General features: G+C 67.2%; 13 protein-coding genes. 10 read left to right on the top strand and 3 right to left on the bottom strand.

What is annotated here, in order from left to right; translation table 11 throughout:
* Positions 1-45: 45 nt before the first annotated feature.
* From dddP to ACOHX0_RS17845, 7 genes are all read left to right on the top strand, one after another.
* Entirely contained in the window at positions 46-1,389 is a 1,344-nt protein-coding gene (dddP, locus tag ACOHX0_RS17875; protein ID WP_420678512.1) for a dimethylsulfonioproprionate lyase DddP, read from the top strand.
* A gap of 194 nt (positions 1,390-1,583) precedes the next feature.
* On the top strand, positions 1,584-2,807 hold the full coding sequence (locus ACOHX0_RS17870) for a bifunctional alpha/beta hydrolase/OsmC family protein (RefSeq protein ID WP_420678511.1): 1,224 nt from the start codon (positions 1,584-1,586) through the stop codon (positions 2,805-2,807).
* A gap of 313 nt (positions 2,808-3,120) precedes the next feature.
* A complete protein-coding gene (gene purB, locus ACOHX0_RS17865) occupies positions 3,121-4,425 on the top strand; it encodes an adenylosuccinate lyase (protein WP_420678510.1) in 1,305 nt (434 codons plus the stop codon).
* A gap of 122 nt (positions 4,426-4,547) precedes the next feature.
* Positions 4,548-5,561 (top strand): aminoglycoside phosphotransferase family protein, encoded by a 1,014-nt coding sequence (locus tag ACOHX0_RS17860; protein ID WP_420678509.1) that lies wholly within the window; start codon positions 4,548-4,550, stop codon positions 5,559-5,561.
* Positions 5,562-5,714: 153 nt separating this feature from the next.
* Positions 5,715-6,260, top strand: coding sequence for a tetratricopeptide repeat protein (locus tag ACOHX0_RS17855; protein ID WP_420678508.1), 546 nt, complete (start codon positions 5,715-5,717; stop codon positions 6,258-6,260).
* A gap of 76 nt (positions 6,261-6,336) precedes the next feature.
* Positions 6,337-7,434, top strand: a complete 1,098-nt coding sequence (locus tag ACOHX0_RS17850) for a flagellar motor switch protein FliG (protein ID WP_420678507.1) — start codon at positions 6,337-6,339, stop codon at positions 7,432-7,434.
* 439 nt (positions 7,435-7,873) lie between these two features.
* Positions 7,874-8,803 carry a lysophospholipid acyltransferase family protein gene (locus ACOHX0_RS17845; RefSeq protein WP_420678506.1) on the top strand — a complete coding sequence of 310 codons (930 nt, stop codon included), beginning with the start codon at positions 7,874-7,876 and terminating at the stop codon, positions 8,801-8,803.
* Positions 8,804-8,855: 52 nt separating this feature from the next.
* Here the strand turns inward: ACOHX0_RS17845 and ACOHX0_RS17840 are convergent, their stop codons facing one another.
* A complete protein-coding gene (locus ACOHX0_RS17840) occupies positions 8,856-9,614 on the bottom strand; it encodes a DUF1223 domain-containing protein (protein WP_420678505.1) in 759 nt (252 codons plus the stop codon).
* Positions 9,615-9,854: 240 nt separating this feature from the next.
* Here ACOHX0_RS17840 and acnA point away from each other — a divergent pair, with 240 nt between their 5' ends.
* The 3 genes from acnA (at position 9,855) to ACOHX0_RS17825 (ending at position 13,842) form a co-directional block, all read left to right on the top strand.
* Positions 9,855-12,629, top strand: a complete 2,775-nt coding sequence (gene acnA / locus ACOHX0_RS17835; RefSeq protein WP_420678504.1) for an aconitate hydratase AcnA — start codon at positions 9,855-9,857, stop codon at positions 12,627-12,629.
* A gap of 90 nt (positions 12,630-12,719) precedes the next feature.
* Complete coding sequence (locus ACOHX0_RS17830; RefSeq protein WP_420678503.1) at positions 12,720-13,424, top strand: SDR family NAD(P)-dependent oxidoreductase; 705 nt, start codon at positions 12,720-12,722, stop codon at positions 13,422-13,424.
* A gap of 79 nt (positions 13,425-13,503) precedes the next feature.
* Entirely contained in the window at positions 13,504-13,842 is a 339-nt protein-coding gene (locus ACOHX0_RS17825; RefSeq protein WP_420678502.1) for a DOPA 4,5-dioxygenase family protein, read from the top strand.
* Positions 13,843-14,293: 451 nt separating this feature from the next.
* On the opposite strand, the gene ACOHX0_RS17820 is transcribed toward ACOHX0_RS17825, so the two are convergent.
* The gene (locus ACOHX0_RS17820) at positions 14,294-14,833 is read right to left on the bottom strand and encodes a DsbE family thiol:disulfide interchange protein (protein WP_420678501.1); all 540 of its coding nucleotides are present in this window, start codon (positions 14,831-14,833) and stop codon (positions 14,294-14,296) included.
* Entirely contained in the window at positions 14,826-14,981 is a 156-nt protein-coding gene (ccmD, locus tag ACOHX0_RS17815; RefSeq protein ID WP_420678537.1) for a heme exporter protein CcmD, read from the bottom strand. Before ccmD ends, ACOHX0_RS17820 begins: the two co-directional genes overlap by 8 nt.
* Positions 14,982-14,985 lie beyond the last annotated feature (4 nt).

The raw sequence follows: 14,985 nt of genomic DNA, 5'->3' as shown, positions 1-14,985 counted from the left end.
CCACCGGCCAGTCTGGACAGGACTGTGCAGCGAGGGAGGCCAGTGATGAACGAACATTACCGCGACATCCGCAAGATCGACCCAGCCAAGGGCGCGCGGCTGGGCGACAACACCCCGAATGACAACAACCGGATCGAGATCGGCCCGACCCAGCTGGCCTTCCGCGAGTGGGAGGCCGCCGGCCTGCAGCTCCCTGACCTGCAGGCGCTCAGGCAGTACCGCTGGCAGCGGCTTACCCGGTTCATCAATGACCGCGGCTATGCGGGGCTTCTGCTGTTTGATCCGCTCAACATCCGCTACGCCACCGATTCCACCAACATGCAGCTCTGGAACACCCACAACCCGTTCCGGGCGCTGCTGCTCTGCGCCGACGGCTACATGGTGCTCTGGGATTACAAGCAGTCGCCCTTCCTCAGCACCTTCAACCCCCTCGTGTGCGAGCAGCGCGCGGGCGCCGACCTGTTCTACTTCGACCGTGGGGACAAGATCGGCGTGGCCGCCGATGTCTTCTCGAACGAGGTGCGTGTGCTGTTGGAGGAGCACAGCGGCACCAACAAACGCCTGGCGGTCGACAAGGTGATGCTGCACGGGCTGCGCGCGCTGGAGGCGCAGGGCCTTGAAATCCACCCGGGCGAGGAGCTGACCGAGAAATGCCGCGCCGTCAAAGGCCCGGACGAGGTCCTGGCCATGCGCTGCGCCCATCACGCCTGCGAAACCGCGGTGGCGGCGATGGAGCGGTTTGCCCGCGAAGAGATCCCCGGCGGCGGTATTTCCGAAGATGACGTCTGGGCTGTGCTGCACGCGGAAAACATCCGCCGCGGCGGCGAGTGGATCGAGACCCGCCTGCTCGCCTCCGGCCCGCGCACCAACCCCTGGTTCCAGGAATGCGGCCCCCGCATCATCCAGAACAACGAGATCATCAGCTTCGACACCGACCTGGTCGGCGCATACGGCATCTGCATCGACATCTCGCGCAGCTGGTGGATCGGAGACCGGGCCCCGCGCGCCGATATGGTCTATGCCATGCAGCACGGGATGGAGCACATCCGCCACAACATGGAAATGCTGCGCCCGGGGGTGAACATTGAGGATCTGTCGCGCCGCTGCCATGAGCTCGATGCGCAGTTCCAGGCGCAGAAATACGGCTGCATGATGCATGGCGTGGGGCTCTGCGACGAGTGGCCGCTGGTCGCCTATCCCGACCGCATGGTCGAGGGCGCCTTCAACTACGAGCTGGAGCCGGGCATGATGCTCTGCGTCGAGGCGCTGGTGAGCCCAGAGGGCGGCGATTTCTCGATCAAGCTGGAGGACCAGGTGCTGATTACCGAAGACGGCTGCGAGAACCTCACGCGCTACCCCTTCGATGCGGCGCTAACGGGCGCCGTGTAATGCCGGCCGGGGCCTCCGCACAGGAGGCCCCGGGACATCCCGCGGCGCCGCCAGGCGCCTCCGCCTGGGACGGGTGCGGCGGCGGAGCCGCGGCTCGCCCGCCTTCACAGTCCCGTGACGCTGCCGCCGCCCGCCTTGTTCGCGCCCGCCCGCGCGCTCACTCTGTCGGGGAGGACAGAACAAAGGCGACAGTCATGCCCGCAGAACGCATCACCTTCCCCGGCCACGGCGGCACCCCGCTTGCGGCCCGGCTGGACCTGCCCGAAGGGCCGGTGCTGGCCACAGCCCTTTTTGCCCATTGCTTCACCTGCTCCAAGGACATCCCCGCCGCGCGGCGCATTGCCGGGCGGCTGGCGGCAATGGGGATTGCGGTGCTGCGCTTCGATTTCACCGGGCTTGGCCATTCCGAAGGCGAGTTCGAGAACACTTCCTTTACCTCCAATGTCGCCGACCTGGTGGCGGCAGGGCAGTACCTCGCCGGGCGGGGCATGGCGCCGGATCTGCTGATCGGCCATTCGCTCGGCGGCGCGGCGGTGCTGCGCGCGCGGGCGGACATCCCCTCGGTCAAGGGCGTCGTGACGCTGGCAGCGCCTTTCGATCCCGGCCATGTGGCGCATCACTTCGAGACCGCCCTGCCCGAGATCCGCGAGCAGGGCAGCGCCGAAGTCCGCCTGGGAGGACGGCCCTTCACCGTGGGCCGGGAATTTGTCGAGGATATTGCCGCCGCCAATCTGGAGCCCGCGATCGCCGGGCTGAAGGCGGCGCTCCTGGTGCTGCACGCGCCGCGGGATGAGACCGTGAGCATTGACAATGCCGCCGCCATCTTTGCCGCCGCCAAACACCCCAAGAGCTTCGTCACCCTCGATGGCGCCGACCACCTGATCAGCCGCGCCGCGGACGCGGAATATGCCGCCGAAGTGATTGCCGCCTGGGCCGCGCGCTATGTGGAGATGGCACCGCCCGCGCCGCCACCGGGCGCGCCCGAAGGCATCCTGCGGGTGAGCGAGGCGGACCCGGACGGCTTCCTGCAGGACGTGCAGTGGGGCCCTGTGCATCACACCTATGCCGACGAGCCCCTGGCATATGGCGGCAGCAACCGCGGCATGACGCCTTACGGGTTCATCTCGGCCGGGCTGGGCGCCTGCACCTCAATGACGCTGAGGATGTATGCCCGCCGCAAGGGCTGGCCGCTGGAAGGCATCAGCGTCGATATCAGCCACGACAAGGTGCATGCGCAGGACGCCCAGCCCGCGGGGCCGGCCAAGATCGACCAGTTCACCCGGGTGATCCGCCTGCGCGGCCCCCTGAGCGCCGCCCAGCGCGAAAAGCTGTTGGAGATCGCCGGAAAATGTCCGGTGCACCGCACCCTGGAAAGCGGCGCCAAGGTGATCACCCAGCTGGAAGACACCCCGGACTGAGCCCCGCCGCTGCCGGGCTGGCACCGCCTCCCGCCGTTGCGCCAGGGCACGGGCGGGAGGCTCCCGCGCCCGGCCCCTGCATCGCAGGGGCAGCGGCCTTGGGCCGCGCGCCGCGCCAGCGCGGCGCGTCCCCCGCCCGTGGCGGCCGTGCGGGCAAGCACGGGCGCCGCCCCGGGCCGCCAACCGGCCGCCGCGCCAGCCCCGCTCTCCCGGGCAAACTGCCTCATATAGCCTCCCCAGCCTTGCTGTCGGCCCCCGCCTCCTCTAAGACCCGCGGCATCTGCAGCCCAACTTGCAAGAGGTTTCTTCGCCCATGATCCCCCGCTATGCCCGCCCCGAGATGGTCGCCATCTGGTCGCCCGAGACCAAGTTCAAGATCTGGTACGAGATCGAGGCCCATGCCTGCGAGGCGATGGCCAACCTCGGCGTGATCCCGCGTGAGAACGCCGACGCCGTGAGGAAAGCAAAGGACGTGGAATTCGATGTTGCCCGCATCGACGAGATCGAAGCAGTCACCAAGCATGACGTGATCGCCTTCCTCACCCACCTGGCCGAGCATGTGGGCGCCGAGGAAGCCCGCTTCGTGCATCAGGGCATGACCTCCTCCGACGTGCTCGACACCTGCCTCAGCGTGCAGCTGGTGCGTGCTGCCGACCTCCTGCTCGCGGGCATGGACAAGCTGCTCGACGCGCTGAAGACCCGCGCGCATGAACACAAGCACACCGTGCGCGTCGGCCGCAGCCACGGCATCCACGCCGAGCCCACCACCATGGGGCTCACCTTCGCCCGCTTCTATGCCGAGATGGACCGCAACAAGCAGCGCCTGACCGCCGCGCGCGAGGAAGTCGCCACCGGCGCAATCTCCGGCGCGGTCGGCACTTTTGCCAACATCGACCCGGCAATTGAAGAATACGTCTGCGAACAGCTGGGCCTGCGTCCCGAGCCGATCTCCACCCAGGTGATCCCGCGCGACCGCCACGCGATGTTCTTCGCCACCCTCGGCGTCATCGCCTCCTCGATCGAGAACATCGCCGTCGAGATCCGCCACATGCAGCGCACCGAAGTGCTGGAAGGCGCCGAGTTCTTCTCGATGGGCCAAAAAGGCTCCTCGGCGATGCCGCACAAGAAGAACCCGGTCTTGACCGAGAACCTCACCGGGCTCGCCCGCCTGGTGCGCATGGCAGTGATCCCGGCGATGGAGAACGTGGCCCTGTGGCACGAGCGCGACATCTCGCATTCCTCGGTCGAGCGCGGCATTGCGCCCGATGCCACGGTGACGCTGGACTTCGCTCTGCACCGGCTTGCGGGTGTTGTCTCCAAGATGCTGATCTTCCCGGAGAACATGCTGGACAACATGAACAAGTTCCCCGGCCTGGTGATGTCGCAGCGGGTGCTTCTGGCGCTGACCCAGGCCGGTGTCAGCCGCGAGGACGCCTATGCGATGGTGCAGCGCAACGCGCTCAAGGTCTGGGAGGAGCGCGTCGACTTCCGCGAGCTGCTGCTCGCCGACGCCGAGGTCGTGGCCGCGCTCGGCGAAGAAGCGATCAACGAGAAGTTCGACATGGGCTACCACACCAAACATGTCGACACGATCTTCACGCGGGTGTTCGGCGCGTAAGCCGGGCCTGACCCAAGGTATCGAACGCCCTGCCAAACTGGCGGGGCGTTTTTCGTTTCGGCCGAGCCGCCGCACTGTTAGGGAGGGGCATTGCCTGACCAATCACATTCCTTGCCCCTGACATGCTCCTGTTTGCCGAATTTGACGAACCGCTGATCCGCAGCCATGTGGCGGAGTTCCTTGCCGCCAGCGGCAGGGGCGGCAGCTTCAGCGTTCATTGCCTGCACCGCTCCTTTGATGGCGAGCGGGCGCAGAGGGTCTTTGCTGTGCGGCTGGAAGACGGCGCCACCGTGATCCTCAAGAAGAATTTCAACACTCCAAGCCGTTGGATCGCGCGCGAATACCACCTGTTTGAGCGATTGGTGCCGCATTTTGCCACGGCCGGGGCCTGCAGCATCGTGAAACCGCTTTACCTAGGCCGCGACGAAAGCTTCCATGTCACCGGTTTTCAGGCCGGGCGCACCGCCACAGACGTGCTGCGCTCCGCGCCGCCGCAGGCACAGGCCAATCAGGTCTTCCGCCGAGCCGGGCGCTGGCTCGACCATATGCACAGGCTGCAGCCTGCAGGCGAGGAAAGCCTGACCGTGGACCGGGTCTTCGAGCGGCTGCAGGAACAGGCGGCCGAAGGCGGGCGGGTGCTGCCGTGCGCGGATGCGCCGCTTTGGGCGGCGCTGCAGCGCGATGCCGGCCGGGTGCAGGGCCGCCCCTGCCCGGTGGTGTTCGCCCATGGAGATTACCACAGCGGCAACCTTATTCTGGCGCCGGGCACGGCTTGCGGGCTGGACCTTGCCTATGCTGCCGAACAGCCCGCCATCCATAATGTCACAAGTTTCCTGCTGGCCGATTTGAACCTCGCCTGCGATCCCGCCGAGATAGGTCCGGGCGCAGTTCGGCGGCAGAGCGTTGCCTTCTTCTTCAAGACGTACCGCCTGCCGCTGGACCGCGCCCTGCTGAACTTCCTCCTGCGCGCCGGGGTGCTGCGAGAGCTCGCCCGGGTGGAAAACCGCGCCTTGGCTTGCGCTCAGGACCACGGCCAGGACCAGGCCAAAGACCAGGCCCGCATTGGCTATCTGCGCCGGGCCGGAACCCTGCGCCGCCGGCTGACACACGCCTTTGCCCAGCCGCTCGACGGCTGACGGCCGGTCCTGTAACTACCCCGCCCTGCCCTGCCCCCGGCCCGCCTCCGCCCGCGCTTCCCGCAAACGTGATGCAATTTAACCGCGCCATCCGGGCGGGCCCGCGCTATCCTGCGCCGGACCCACGCCCTGCCCCCACGCGGAGACCCCCCCATGCGCATCGCCCCCGTTCTGCCCCTGCTCCTGTCGCTGGCTGTGGCCTCCCCCGCCGCTTTTGCCGCAAGCGGCAATGACTGGAGCCCGCCGAAGCCCACTGAAACCACCAGGGTCTGCAAGGGCAAGAAGGTCTGGGACGCAAAGAAGAAACGCTGCGTGCGGCCGCGCCAGTCCTCGCTGAACCAGCAGCAGCTGCTGGGTGCCGCGCGCGAGCTGGCCTACGCGGGGCGCATTGAGGATGCCCAGGCGGTGCTCTCTGCGATGGCGGATCAGCAGGATTCGCTGGTGCTCACCTATTGGGGCTTCACCCACCGCAAGCTTGGCAATTCCGCCGAGGCCAGGGCCGCTTACGATCAGGCTCTCCTGCGCGATCCGGATAATCTCCTTGCCCGTTCGTATATGGGCCAGGGCCTTGTGGAGCAGGGCAAATCCGGCGCTGCGCTGCTACAGTGGCAACAGATCCGGGCGCGGGGCGGCAGCGGCAGCTGGGCCGAGGTCTCGCTGCGCAAGGCTTTGGAGACAGGCGCGTCCTACGGCTACTGAGCTTCAGGCTTTCTTTACCGCTCCTGCCGTAACCTGAGCCCGGATGAAGAAGAATCTTTTTGGCTAAGGTGCGAGAATGCCTCAAGACAACATGCTGGCGCTGCCATCGGCTTCCCCGGGGATGGATCTCGGCAATTTCGGCGGCGGCGCGCCCTCCGGCGGCGGCGGTGCGGCCGGCCTCAGCGGCAAGGCCAAGGCCGCGATCATCGTGCGGCTCCTGCTGAATGAAGGCGCGGATGTGCCGCTGGAGGAGCTGCCGGACGATCTGCAGCTGGAACTCACCCAGCAGATGGGCAAGATGCGCATCGTCGACCGCGATACGCTGCATGCTGTGGCCAGCGAATTTGCCGAAATGCTGGACAATGTCGGCCTTTCTTTTCCCAATGGCCTGGCCGGCGCGCTCAACGCGATGGAGGGCAAGATCAGCCGCTACACCCACAGCCGCCTCAGGAAGGAGGCCGGGGTGCGCCAGTTCGGCGACCCGTGGGAGCGGCTCAAGCGGCTCACGCCCGAAGACCTGGCGGAGCTGGCCCAGGCCGAAAGCACCGAGGTCGCGGCAGTGCTGCTTTCCAAGCTCGACACCGCCAAGGCGGCGCAGATGCTGGTGCATCTGCCCGGGCCGGTGGCACGGCGCATCACCTATGCGGTGAGCCAGACCGCCAATGTGACACCGGAGACCGTGGACCGCATCGGCCTGTCGCTGGCCGCCCAGGTGGAGGCGCGCCCCGATCTCGCCTTCAACGACACCCCGGGCCAGCGCATGGGCGCGATCCTCACCGAAGCCGCCGCTGCCAAGCGCGAGGAGGTGCTGACGGCGCTGGACGAGGAAGACGAGGAATTTGCCACCAACGTGCGCAAGGCGATCTTCACCTATGCGCTGATCGGCGAACGCATGCAGGCGCTCGACGTGCCCAAGCTGATGCGGGTGGTCGCCCAGCCCGATCTGGTCAACGCCATGGCCTACGCCAGCGACGAGGACGACATCGCCACCAACGAGTTCCTGCTCAAGAACATGTCGACACGGATGGCCGCCAACATCCGCGAGGAAGTGGCCGAACGCGGCAAGGTCAAGCGCAGCGACGGCGAGACCGCGATCAGCCTGATCATCACCGCCATGCGCGACCTGGTCGCCACCGGCGAGATCGAGCTGAAGTCCGACGAGGAGGACTCCTAGCGCCGCGCCGCCCGCTGGCGCCGCAGCATACAGAGCCTCCCGCAACCAGGGCGCACCCGCCGCACCGGGCCAAGGGCATCCGCCGCCGGGCGCCGCCGCATTGCCATCGTTTGGCGCCGCCGGGAGGCCCCTTGCACGTTCGTCTGCGCCGGGTCTCCTCAGAACCCGGCCCCGGCCGCGGCCAGGGCGGCACCGGGTCGCGCCGGCGCAGACAAAGCCGGCGCAGCTGCTGGCCGGCGCCGGCGGCCGGACCTGTGCAGCCGCCCGCGCTCTCCCGCCGCCCGGCTTGTGCCTGCCGCAGGCCGCCGGCAACCGGAGCCTGCGGCCGGTGCCAATACCGGCGCCCGCGCTATCCCGCCGCCCGGCTTGTGCCCGCCGCGGACCGCCAGTAAGATGCGCATCTTGAACCGCATTCATGCGCCGCAGCAGTCCAGACGCCATGCCCGTAGACCCCTCCGAACTCTCCACCTGGAGCCACATCAAGTATTTCGGCAGCAACCTGTTCCTGCGCGGGCTGCTGCTGGCGACCCGCGTGTTGCCCTACCGCTGGCGGGTGCCGCTGATGGGCCGGCTGGTCACGGCGATGGGGCGGCTGGCGCGGTTCGACAAGCGGGTGCGCGACAATCTCGCGCTGATCCGCCCCGAGCTTGCGGACACCGATGCCGATACGCTTTACCGCCAGGTGAGCGACAACGCAGGCCGGATGATCACCGAGCTTTACGGAGGGGAGGCCTTCCGCCGCCGCGCCCGCACCGCGCCGGTGACCGGGCCGGGGCTGGCGGCGCTGGAACGCGCCCGCGCCGAAGGCCGGCCGGTGGTCTTTGCCACCGCGCATTTCGGCAATTACGACGCCGCCCGCGCCGCGCTGATGGCGCGCGGCCACGAGATCGGCGCGCTCTACCGGCGCATGGCGAACCCCTATTTCAACGAGCATTACGTCGCCGCGATGAAGACCACGGGCGATCTGATGTTCGAACAGGGCAAGCGCGGCATGGTCGAGATGGTGCGCCATCTCAAGAAAGGCGGAATCATCGCCATCGTCACCGACCTGCACGCCCAGGGCGGCGAGCCGATCGAATTCTTCGGCAAGCCTGCCGTCACCTCCACCGTGCCGGCCGAAATGGCGCTGAAGTTCAATGCCGCGCTGATCCCGGTCTATGCGGTGCGCCAGGACAATGGTCTCGATTTTGAGATCCTGATGCATGAGGAGATCGCCCACAGCGACGCCTCAACCATGACCCGTGCACTGACCGCCGATCTGGAAACGGTGGTGCGCCGCTATCCCGGCCAGTGGTTCTGGATCCACCGGCGCTGGAAACCCTTCGTGGCTGCCGCAAAGCAGCGCAAGGCGGCAGCGGCGGCGGATTGACCGGCCCTGTTCAGTCCGGCCCCGTTCAGTCCGGCCTGTTCAATCAGCCCCTCTAGTCAGCCCTGGCAGCCGCCAGAACCGGCCCGTGAGCGCCTTGCTGCACCACCACGGCGGCACGGTTGGGGCCGGGCAGCGGCACCGTCAGATCCAGCGGCGCGCGGCCGTCCCATTCGGCCACCGCCTGCCAGCCCTCCACCACATTGGCATAGCTCAGCGTGCGCCCGGCCAGCTCGCCGCGGGTGATGCGCACCGTCTTCAGCGGCGCATAACGCACCAGATGCACCACCAGCCGGTCAGCCCCCGCTATGCCCTGGGCAAAGCCCTCCGCCGCGCTGCCGCGCGGCGCAAGGTGGATATTCAGGCTCCCGCCCGCGCGCGTGAGCCCGACCGAGACCGCGCGCGGCGCGCTGCTGTGGCGGGCGATCGCCTCCGCCACTTGCACCGCATCGGCGCCCATCACGTCATCGGTGCCCATCACGATCATCTGCGGGGTGTAGATCATCCGCCGCCCGGCAATCTGGGCATAGCCCTTCTGCCGCTTGGTATGCGCAGGATCGGCAAAGCGGTCCTTCCAGCCGATGTAGTCCCAGTAATCCACGTGCAGCGCCAGCGGCAGCACGCCCTCGCGCCCGGCCAGCCGATGCAGCAGCGCATCGGCCGGCGGGCAGGCGGCGCAGCCCTGGGAGGTGAACAGCTCGACAAGCACGGGTGCCTCCGGCGCATCCGGCCCCCGCGGGACCGCCTCCTGCGCCTGCGCGCGGACCGGCAGAGCCATCGCCAAAACCGCCGCCATCGCCGCAAGCCGTCTCATCGGTCCATCCACGCTGCTACCTCTCCTGCTGGCTTAGCCGGATGCCGCCGCCAAGGCCAATCAAAGTAATTTGACAGCGCCCGCGCCGCGCAGCCTCCGGTGATCTTTCGGCTTTTTCTGTGTACCATCGCATACAAAAAAACCGCCTGTTTGCGCTGCTGGCTATTGAAAGCGCGGCCGCACTGCTCCAAGTTCGCATTAGCGAATTCCCTGCACACATATTCCTGAGGGAGGCCAAGTATGCCTATCAACGTCGGAACGGACACCGCCAGCACGCGCAAGCAGTTGAGCGCAGGCGGAAAAACCATCGCCTACTACTCGATCCCCGCCGCCACCGAGGCCGGGCTTGGCGATTTCTCCAGACTGCCGGCCGCGCTGAGGGTGGTTCTGGAAAACATGCTGCGTTTCGAGGACGGCGGCTTCTCGGTCTCCACCGACGACATCAGGGCCTTTGGCGAATGGGCCGAGAAGGGCGGCAGGAACCCGCGCGAGATCGCCTACCGCCCGGCCCGTGTGCTGATGCAGGACTTCACCGGCGTTCCGGCCGTGGTCGACCTCGCGGCGATGCGCGACGGCATCAAGGCGCTTGGCGGCGACGCCCAGAAGATCAACCCGCTGAACCCGGTCGATCTGGTCATCGACCACTCGGTGATGATCGACGAATTCGGCAACCCGCGCGCCTTCCAGATGAACGTCGACCGCGAGTACGAGCGCAACATGGAGCGCTACCAGTTCCTGAAATGGGGCCAGGGCGCCTTCAATAACTTCCGCGTGGTGCCGCCGGGCACCGGCATCTGCCACCAGGTGAACCTGGAATACCTGGCGCAGACTGTCTGGACGGACGTGGACCAGAACGGCGAGGAAGTCGCCTACCCCGATACCCTCGTGGGCACCGACAGCCACACCACCATGGTGAACGGCGCCGCGGTGCTGGGATGGGGCGTCGGCGGCATCGAGGCGGAGGCCGCGATGCTGGGCCAGCCGATTTCCATGCTGATCCCCGAAGTGGTCGGCTTCGAGCTCACCGGCGAGATGACCGAGGGCACCACTGGCACCGACCTGGTGCTTAAGGTCGTGGAAATGCTTCGAGAGCTGGGCGTGGTCGGGAAATTCGTGGAGTTCTATGGCTCCGGCCTCGACAAGCTGCCGCTGGCCGACCGTGCGACCATCGCCAACATGGCGCCCGAATACGGCGCCACTTGCGGCTTCTTCCCGATCGACGCCGAAACCATCCGCTACCTGAAGAACACCGGCCGCGACAAGGACCGCATCGCGCTGGTTGAAGCCTATGCCAAGGAAAACGGCTTCTGGCGCGGCGCGGATTACAACCCGGTCTACACCGACACGCTGCACCTGGACATGGGCACCATCGTGCCCGCGATCTCCGGCCCCAAGCGGCCGCAGGACTATATCGCGCTGGATGAGGCGGCCACCACCTTCCACAAATATGTCGAGGGCCAGCGCTCCGCCAAGGATGCCAGCGAGCAGGCGGAAGGCCGCTGGGAGGGCGAGGGCGGCCAGCCCGAGCCGCAGGATATTCCCGGCAACGAAGGCCACCACAAGCTGGGCTTCGTCTCCACGGACGAGCACAATTACCAGCTTCACGACGGCTCCATCGTGATCGCCTCGATCACCTCCTGCACCAATACCTCGAACCCCTATGTGATGATCGGCGCCGGGCTGGTTGCGAAAAAGGCGCATGAGCGCGGCCTCACCCGCAAGCCCTGGGTCAAGACCTCGCTGGCGCCGGGCTCGCAGGTGGTGTCGGAGTATCTGGAGGCCGCTGGCCTGCAGAAGCACCTGGACGCCATCGGCTTCAACCTCGTCGGCTATGGCTGCACCACCTGCATCGGCAACTCCGGTCCGCTGGAAGAGGAAATCTCCAAGTGCATCAACGACAACGACCTGATCGGCGTCTCGGTGCTCTCGGGCAACCGCAACTTCGAGGGCCGCATCTCGCCTGATGTGCGCGCCAACTACCTGGCCTCGCCGCCCCTGGTGGTGGCCTATGCGCTGGCCGGTGACATGAATATCGACATCACTACGGCATCGCTTGGCCAGGACAAGGACGGCAAGGACGTCTACCTGAAGGATCTCTGGCCGACCCAGAAGGAAATCGCCGACCTAGTCGAGCAGACCGTGACGCGGGAAGCCTTCCAGTCGAAATACGCCGATGTCTTCAAGGGCGACGAGAAGTGGCAATCGGTGGAGACCACCGACGCGGAGACCTACGACTGGCCCGCAACCTCCACCTACATCCAGAACCCGCCCTACTTCCAGGACATGGGCACCGAGCCGGGCACGATCTCCAATATCGAGGGCGCCAAGGTGCTCCTGATGCTGGGCGACATGGTCACCACCGACCATATCTCGCCTGCGGGCTCCTTTGCCAGCACCACACCCGCCGGCGAGTACCTCTTGGAGCGCCAGGTGCAGCCGCGCGAGTTCAACTCCTACGGCTCGCGGCGCGGCAACCACGAGATCATGATGCGCGGAACCTTCGCCAACATCCGCATCCGCAACGAAATGCTGGACGGCGTCGAAGGCGGCTACACCAAGGGCCCGGACGGCAAGCAGACCTCGGTCTACGAGGCCTCGATGGCCTACCAGGAGCAGGGCACCCCGCTGGTGGTGTTCGGCGGCGAACAGTATGGCGCCGGCTCCTCGCGCGACTGGGCGGCCAAGGGCACCGCGCTTCTGGGCGTGAAGGCCGTGATCGCGGAAAGCTTCGAGCGCATCCACCGCTCCAACCTGGTCGGCATGGGGGTGATTCCGTTCGAGTTCACCGGCGGCGACACCCGCAAATCGCTGGGCCTCACCGGCGAGGAAACCGTCTCGATCCACGGACTCGACGCCATCGAGCCGCAGCAGGAAGTGCCTTGCAGCATCACCTTCGCGGATGGCAGCACCAAGACCATCACGCTGAAGTGCCGGATCGATACCGCGCCGGAGAAGGAATACATCGAACACGGCGGCGTGCTGCACTACGTGCTGCGCAACCTGGCGAAATCGTAAGGCCTGTGCTTTGCCTTCAACCTTGACGGGCACCCTTCGGGGTGCCCTTCTTTTTCCGGTACTCCCGTCAATAGCCGGAAAGCGAATCCGATGACCAAAACCGTTCTGATAACCGGCGGCGCCTACGGCATCGGCCGCGCAATTGCCGCGCGGTTCGCCGGCAGCCACGCCCTGGCCCTGACCTGGTGCACCACCCGCCCGGACCCGGCGCGTGAGGGACAGCCGGACGTGCTGGCGCTGAGGGCCGACCTCACCCAGCCCGGCGCAGCTCAGGCGGTCGTGGAAGATACCATTGCGCGCTTCGGGCGGCTCGATGTGATCGTGAACAATGCAGGATCCGTGGCGCAAAGCCCGGCTGATGCCTTTGACGCCGGTGCACAACGCGCCATCCTCGACCTCAACCTCCTGGCCCCGCAAGCGCTGCTCAGCGCCGCGCTGCCCCACCTGCAGCCGGGCGCGGCCGTTGTCAGCATCTCCTCGGTCAACGCGGTGCTGCCACCGCGGGGCGCGGCCACCTATGGTGCCAGCAAGGCCGCCCTCAACCTCTGGACCCGCGCCATGGCAAAGGAACTGGGCCCCAGGGGCATTCGCGTGAATGCGGTTGCCCCGGGTGCCGTCAATGTGCCCGAATCGCCCCGGGATGCGGCGTTGACCAAATTGTTCACGGACGAGTCCGCGCTTGGCCGCCTCGCCAGCGCCGATGATATCGCCGAGGCGGTGTTCTTCCTCGCCTCAGACGCAGCGCGTTCGGTCACCGGTGAAATTCTGACCGTCTCGGCGGGCTATCGCCTGTAGCCGCCCCTGCCGCGCCGCGCAGGGCATCTGTTCCCAGAATGCGATTGCCGCACCGCCGGCGAATCCGGATACTGGCGGCATGAAACAGTTAGACAGCATCACCGGCTACCACGCTCATATCTACTTCGACGAAGCCACGGTGGCAGGCGCGCGGGCGCTCTGCGAAACCGCCGCCGCGACCTTCGGCCTGCAGATGGGGCGCGTGCACGAGAAATGCGTCGGGCCGCACCCGATGTGGTCCTGCCAGCTCACCGCCAGCCCAGAGCAATTCGCCCGCCTCCTGCCCTGGCTCGCGCTGAACCGGAACGGGCTCACCGTCTTTGCCCACCCGGAGACCGGCGACGATCTCGCCGACCACCGCGACCACGGCATCTGGCTTGGCACCGGCCTCGACCTAGACTTCTCGGTTTTCGCCTGAGCCGCTGCTTCGGAGCCGTCCTCGCCTGAGCCTCGGCGGCCGGGCGCAGGCGCGCCGGGCCAGCGCAATCGCCGAGGGGCCCCGCCACTGGCGGGGAGACGGCTATTGGGCTTGCCCGGGGTGCGGGCGTCTGGCAGGCAGGGATCCGGCGTGGAGGGCTCCGAAGCTGCTGCTTGGGTGAGCTCCGAGCCCCTTTTCCTGCCATCACAGGTGCCTGCCATCACAGAAAATTCCCGCCAAAGGCGGGCCCTTTCTCCCGTGCCCCAAGGACCCATCCGCGCATCGACGGCGCGCGGGGGGCGATCCGAACACTCGTGTCTGGCAGTCTATCCCCGCAACATCTTATCCCCGCAACATCGTGCGCCCTCCCGGGGGACACCCGGCCTCACCCTATCGCCGCCGCGAGGGGGCGCGACGGGGATGCGCCGCGCGGAAGCGGGCGCGCGCCCGCTTAACCGCCGCGCGCCTTCTCCAGCGCCGGGCGCAAGGTCTTCTCAATCGCCCGCTGCGTCAGCGGCCCGGCAAAGCGCAGGACGATCTTGCCCTCGCCATCGATCACATAGGTCTCCGGCACGCCGTAAAGCCCCCAGTCGATCGCCATCCGGCCCTTTTCGTCGCGGCCGATCCCGGTGTAAGGGTCGCCCAGCTCCTCCAGGAAGCCTTCGGCCTGGTCCAGCCGGTCCTTGTAGTTCACCCCGTAGATCGGGATGCCTTCGGCCGCCAGCGCCTCCAGGTTGGGGTGCTCCACCCGGCAGGGCGCGCACCAGCTGGCCCAGTAGTTCACCAGCTTCACCCCGCCCTCGCGCAGGTCGGCATCGGTGAAGCTCTCCTTGCCGGGGAAGTCTTCCAGCACCACCGGCGGCGCGGGCTGGCCTTCGCGGGCCGAGGGCAGGCTGTCCGGGTCCTCGCGGAACATCCCCACCAGCGCAAGGCCGACGAAGCCGGCAAAAACCAGCCCCGGAATGGCCATCAGGGGAGAGATCTTAGCCATTGCGCTTCACCCGGCCTTCCAGCTCTTCCATGTCGCGGCGCACCCGGCGGCCGCGCCAGATGGTCAGCACCACCAGCGCCGCGAGCAGCAGCAGCGACGCGGCATAAGCGGTCAGCACCGTATCGGCGTATTTTCCCAGATCGGGCATCAGA

The organism is Cribrihabitans pelagius (assembly GCF_048820915.1).
GTDB classification, from domain to species: Bacteria; Pseudomonadota; Alphaproteobacteria; order Rhodobacterales; family Rhodobacteraceae; genus Cribrihabitans_A; species Cribrihabitans_A pelagius.
The sequence above is the reverse complement of the archived record's forward strand: the minus strand, read 5'-3'. Positions and strand labels throughout refer to the sequence as shown.

What these genes read in the sequence shown, in the direction of transcription:
- dddP (WP_420678512.1), top strand. Translation starts at nt 46, where the DNA reads ATGAACGAACATTACCGCGACATCCGCAAGATCGACCCAGCCAAGGGC.
- ACOHX0_RS17870 (WP_420678511.1), top strand. Translation starts at nt 1,584, where the DNA reads ATGCCCGCAGAACGCATCACCTTCCCCGGCCACGGCGGCACCCCGCTT.
- purB (WP_420678510.1), top strand. Translation starts at nt 3,121, where the DNA reads ATGATCCCCCGCTATGCCCGCCCCGAGATGGTCGCCATCTGGTCGCCC.
- ACOHX0_RS17860 (WP_420678509.1), top strand. Translation starts at nt 4,548, where the DNA reads ATGCTCCTGTTTGCCGAATTTGACGAACCGCTGATCCGCAGCCATGTG.
- ACOHX0_RS17855 (WP_420678508.1), top strand. Translation starts at nt 5,715, where the DNA reads ATGCGCATCGCCCCCGTTCTGCCCCTGCTCCTGTCGCTGGCTGTGGCC.
- ACOHX0_RS17850 (WP_420678507.1), top strand. Translation starts at nt 6,337, where the DNA reads ATGCCTCAAGACAACATGCTGGCGCTGCCATCGGCTTCCCCGGGGATG.
- ACOHX0_RS17845 (WP_420678506.1), top strand. Translation starts at nt 7,874, where the DNA reads ATGCCCGTAGACCCCTCCGAACTCTCCACCTGGAGCCACATCAAGTAT.
- ACOHX0_RS17840 (WP_420678505.1), bottom strand. Translation starts at nt 9,614, where the DNA reads ATGAGACGGCTTGCGGCGATGGCGGCGGTTTTGGCGATGGCTCTGCCG.
- acnA (WP_420678504.1), top strand. Translation starts at nt 9,855, where the DNA reads ATGCCTATCAACGTCGGAACGGACACCGCCAGCACGCGCAAGCAGTTG.
- ACOHX0_RS17830 (WP_420678503.1), top strand. Translation starts at nt 12,720, where the DNA reads ATGACCAAAACCGTTCTGATAACCGGCGGCGCCTACGGCATCGGCCGC.
- ACOHX0_RS17825 (WP_420678502.1), top strand. Translation starts at nt 13,504, where the DNA reads ATGAAACAGTTAGACAGCATCACCGGCTACCACGCTCATATCTACTTC.
- ACOHX0_RS17820 (WP_420678501.1), bottom strand. Translation starts at nt 14,833, where the DNA reads ATGGCTAAGATCTCTCCCCTGATGGCCATTCCGGGGCTGGTTTTTGCC.
- ccmD (WP_420678537.1), bottom strand. Translation starts at nt 14,981, where the DNA reads ATGCCCGATCTGGGAAAATACGCCGATACGGTGCTGACCGCTTATGCC.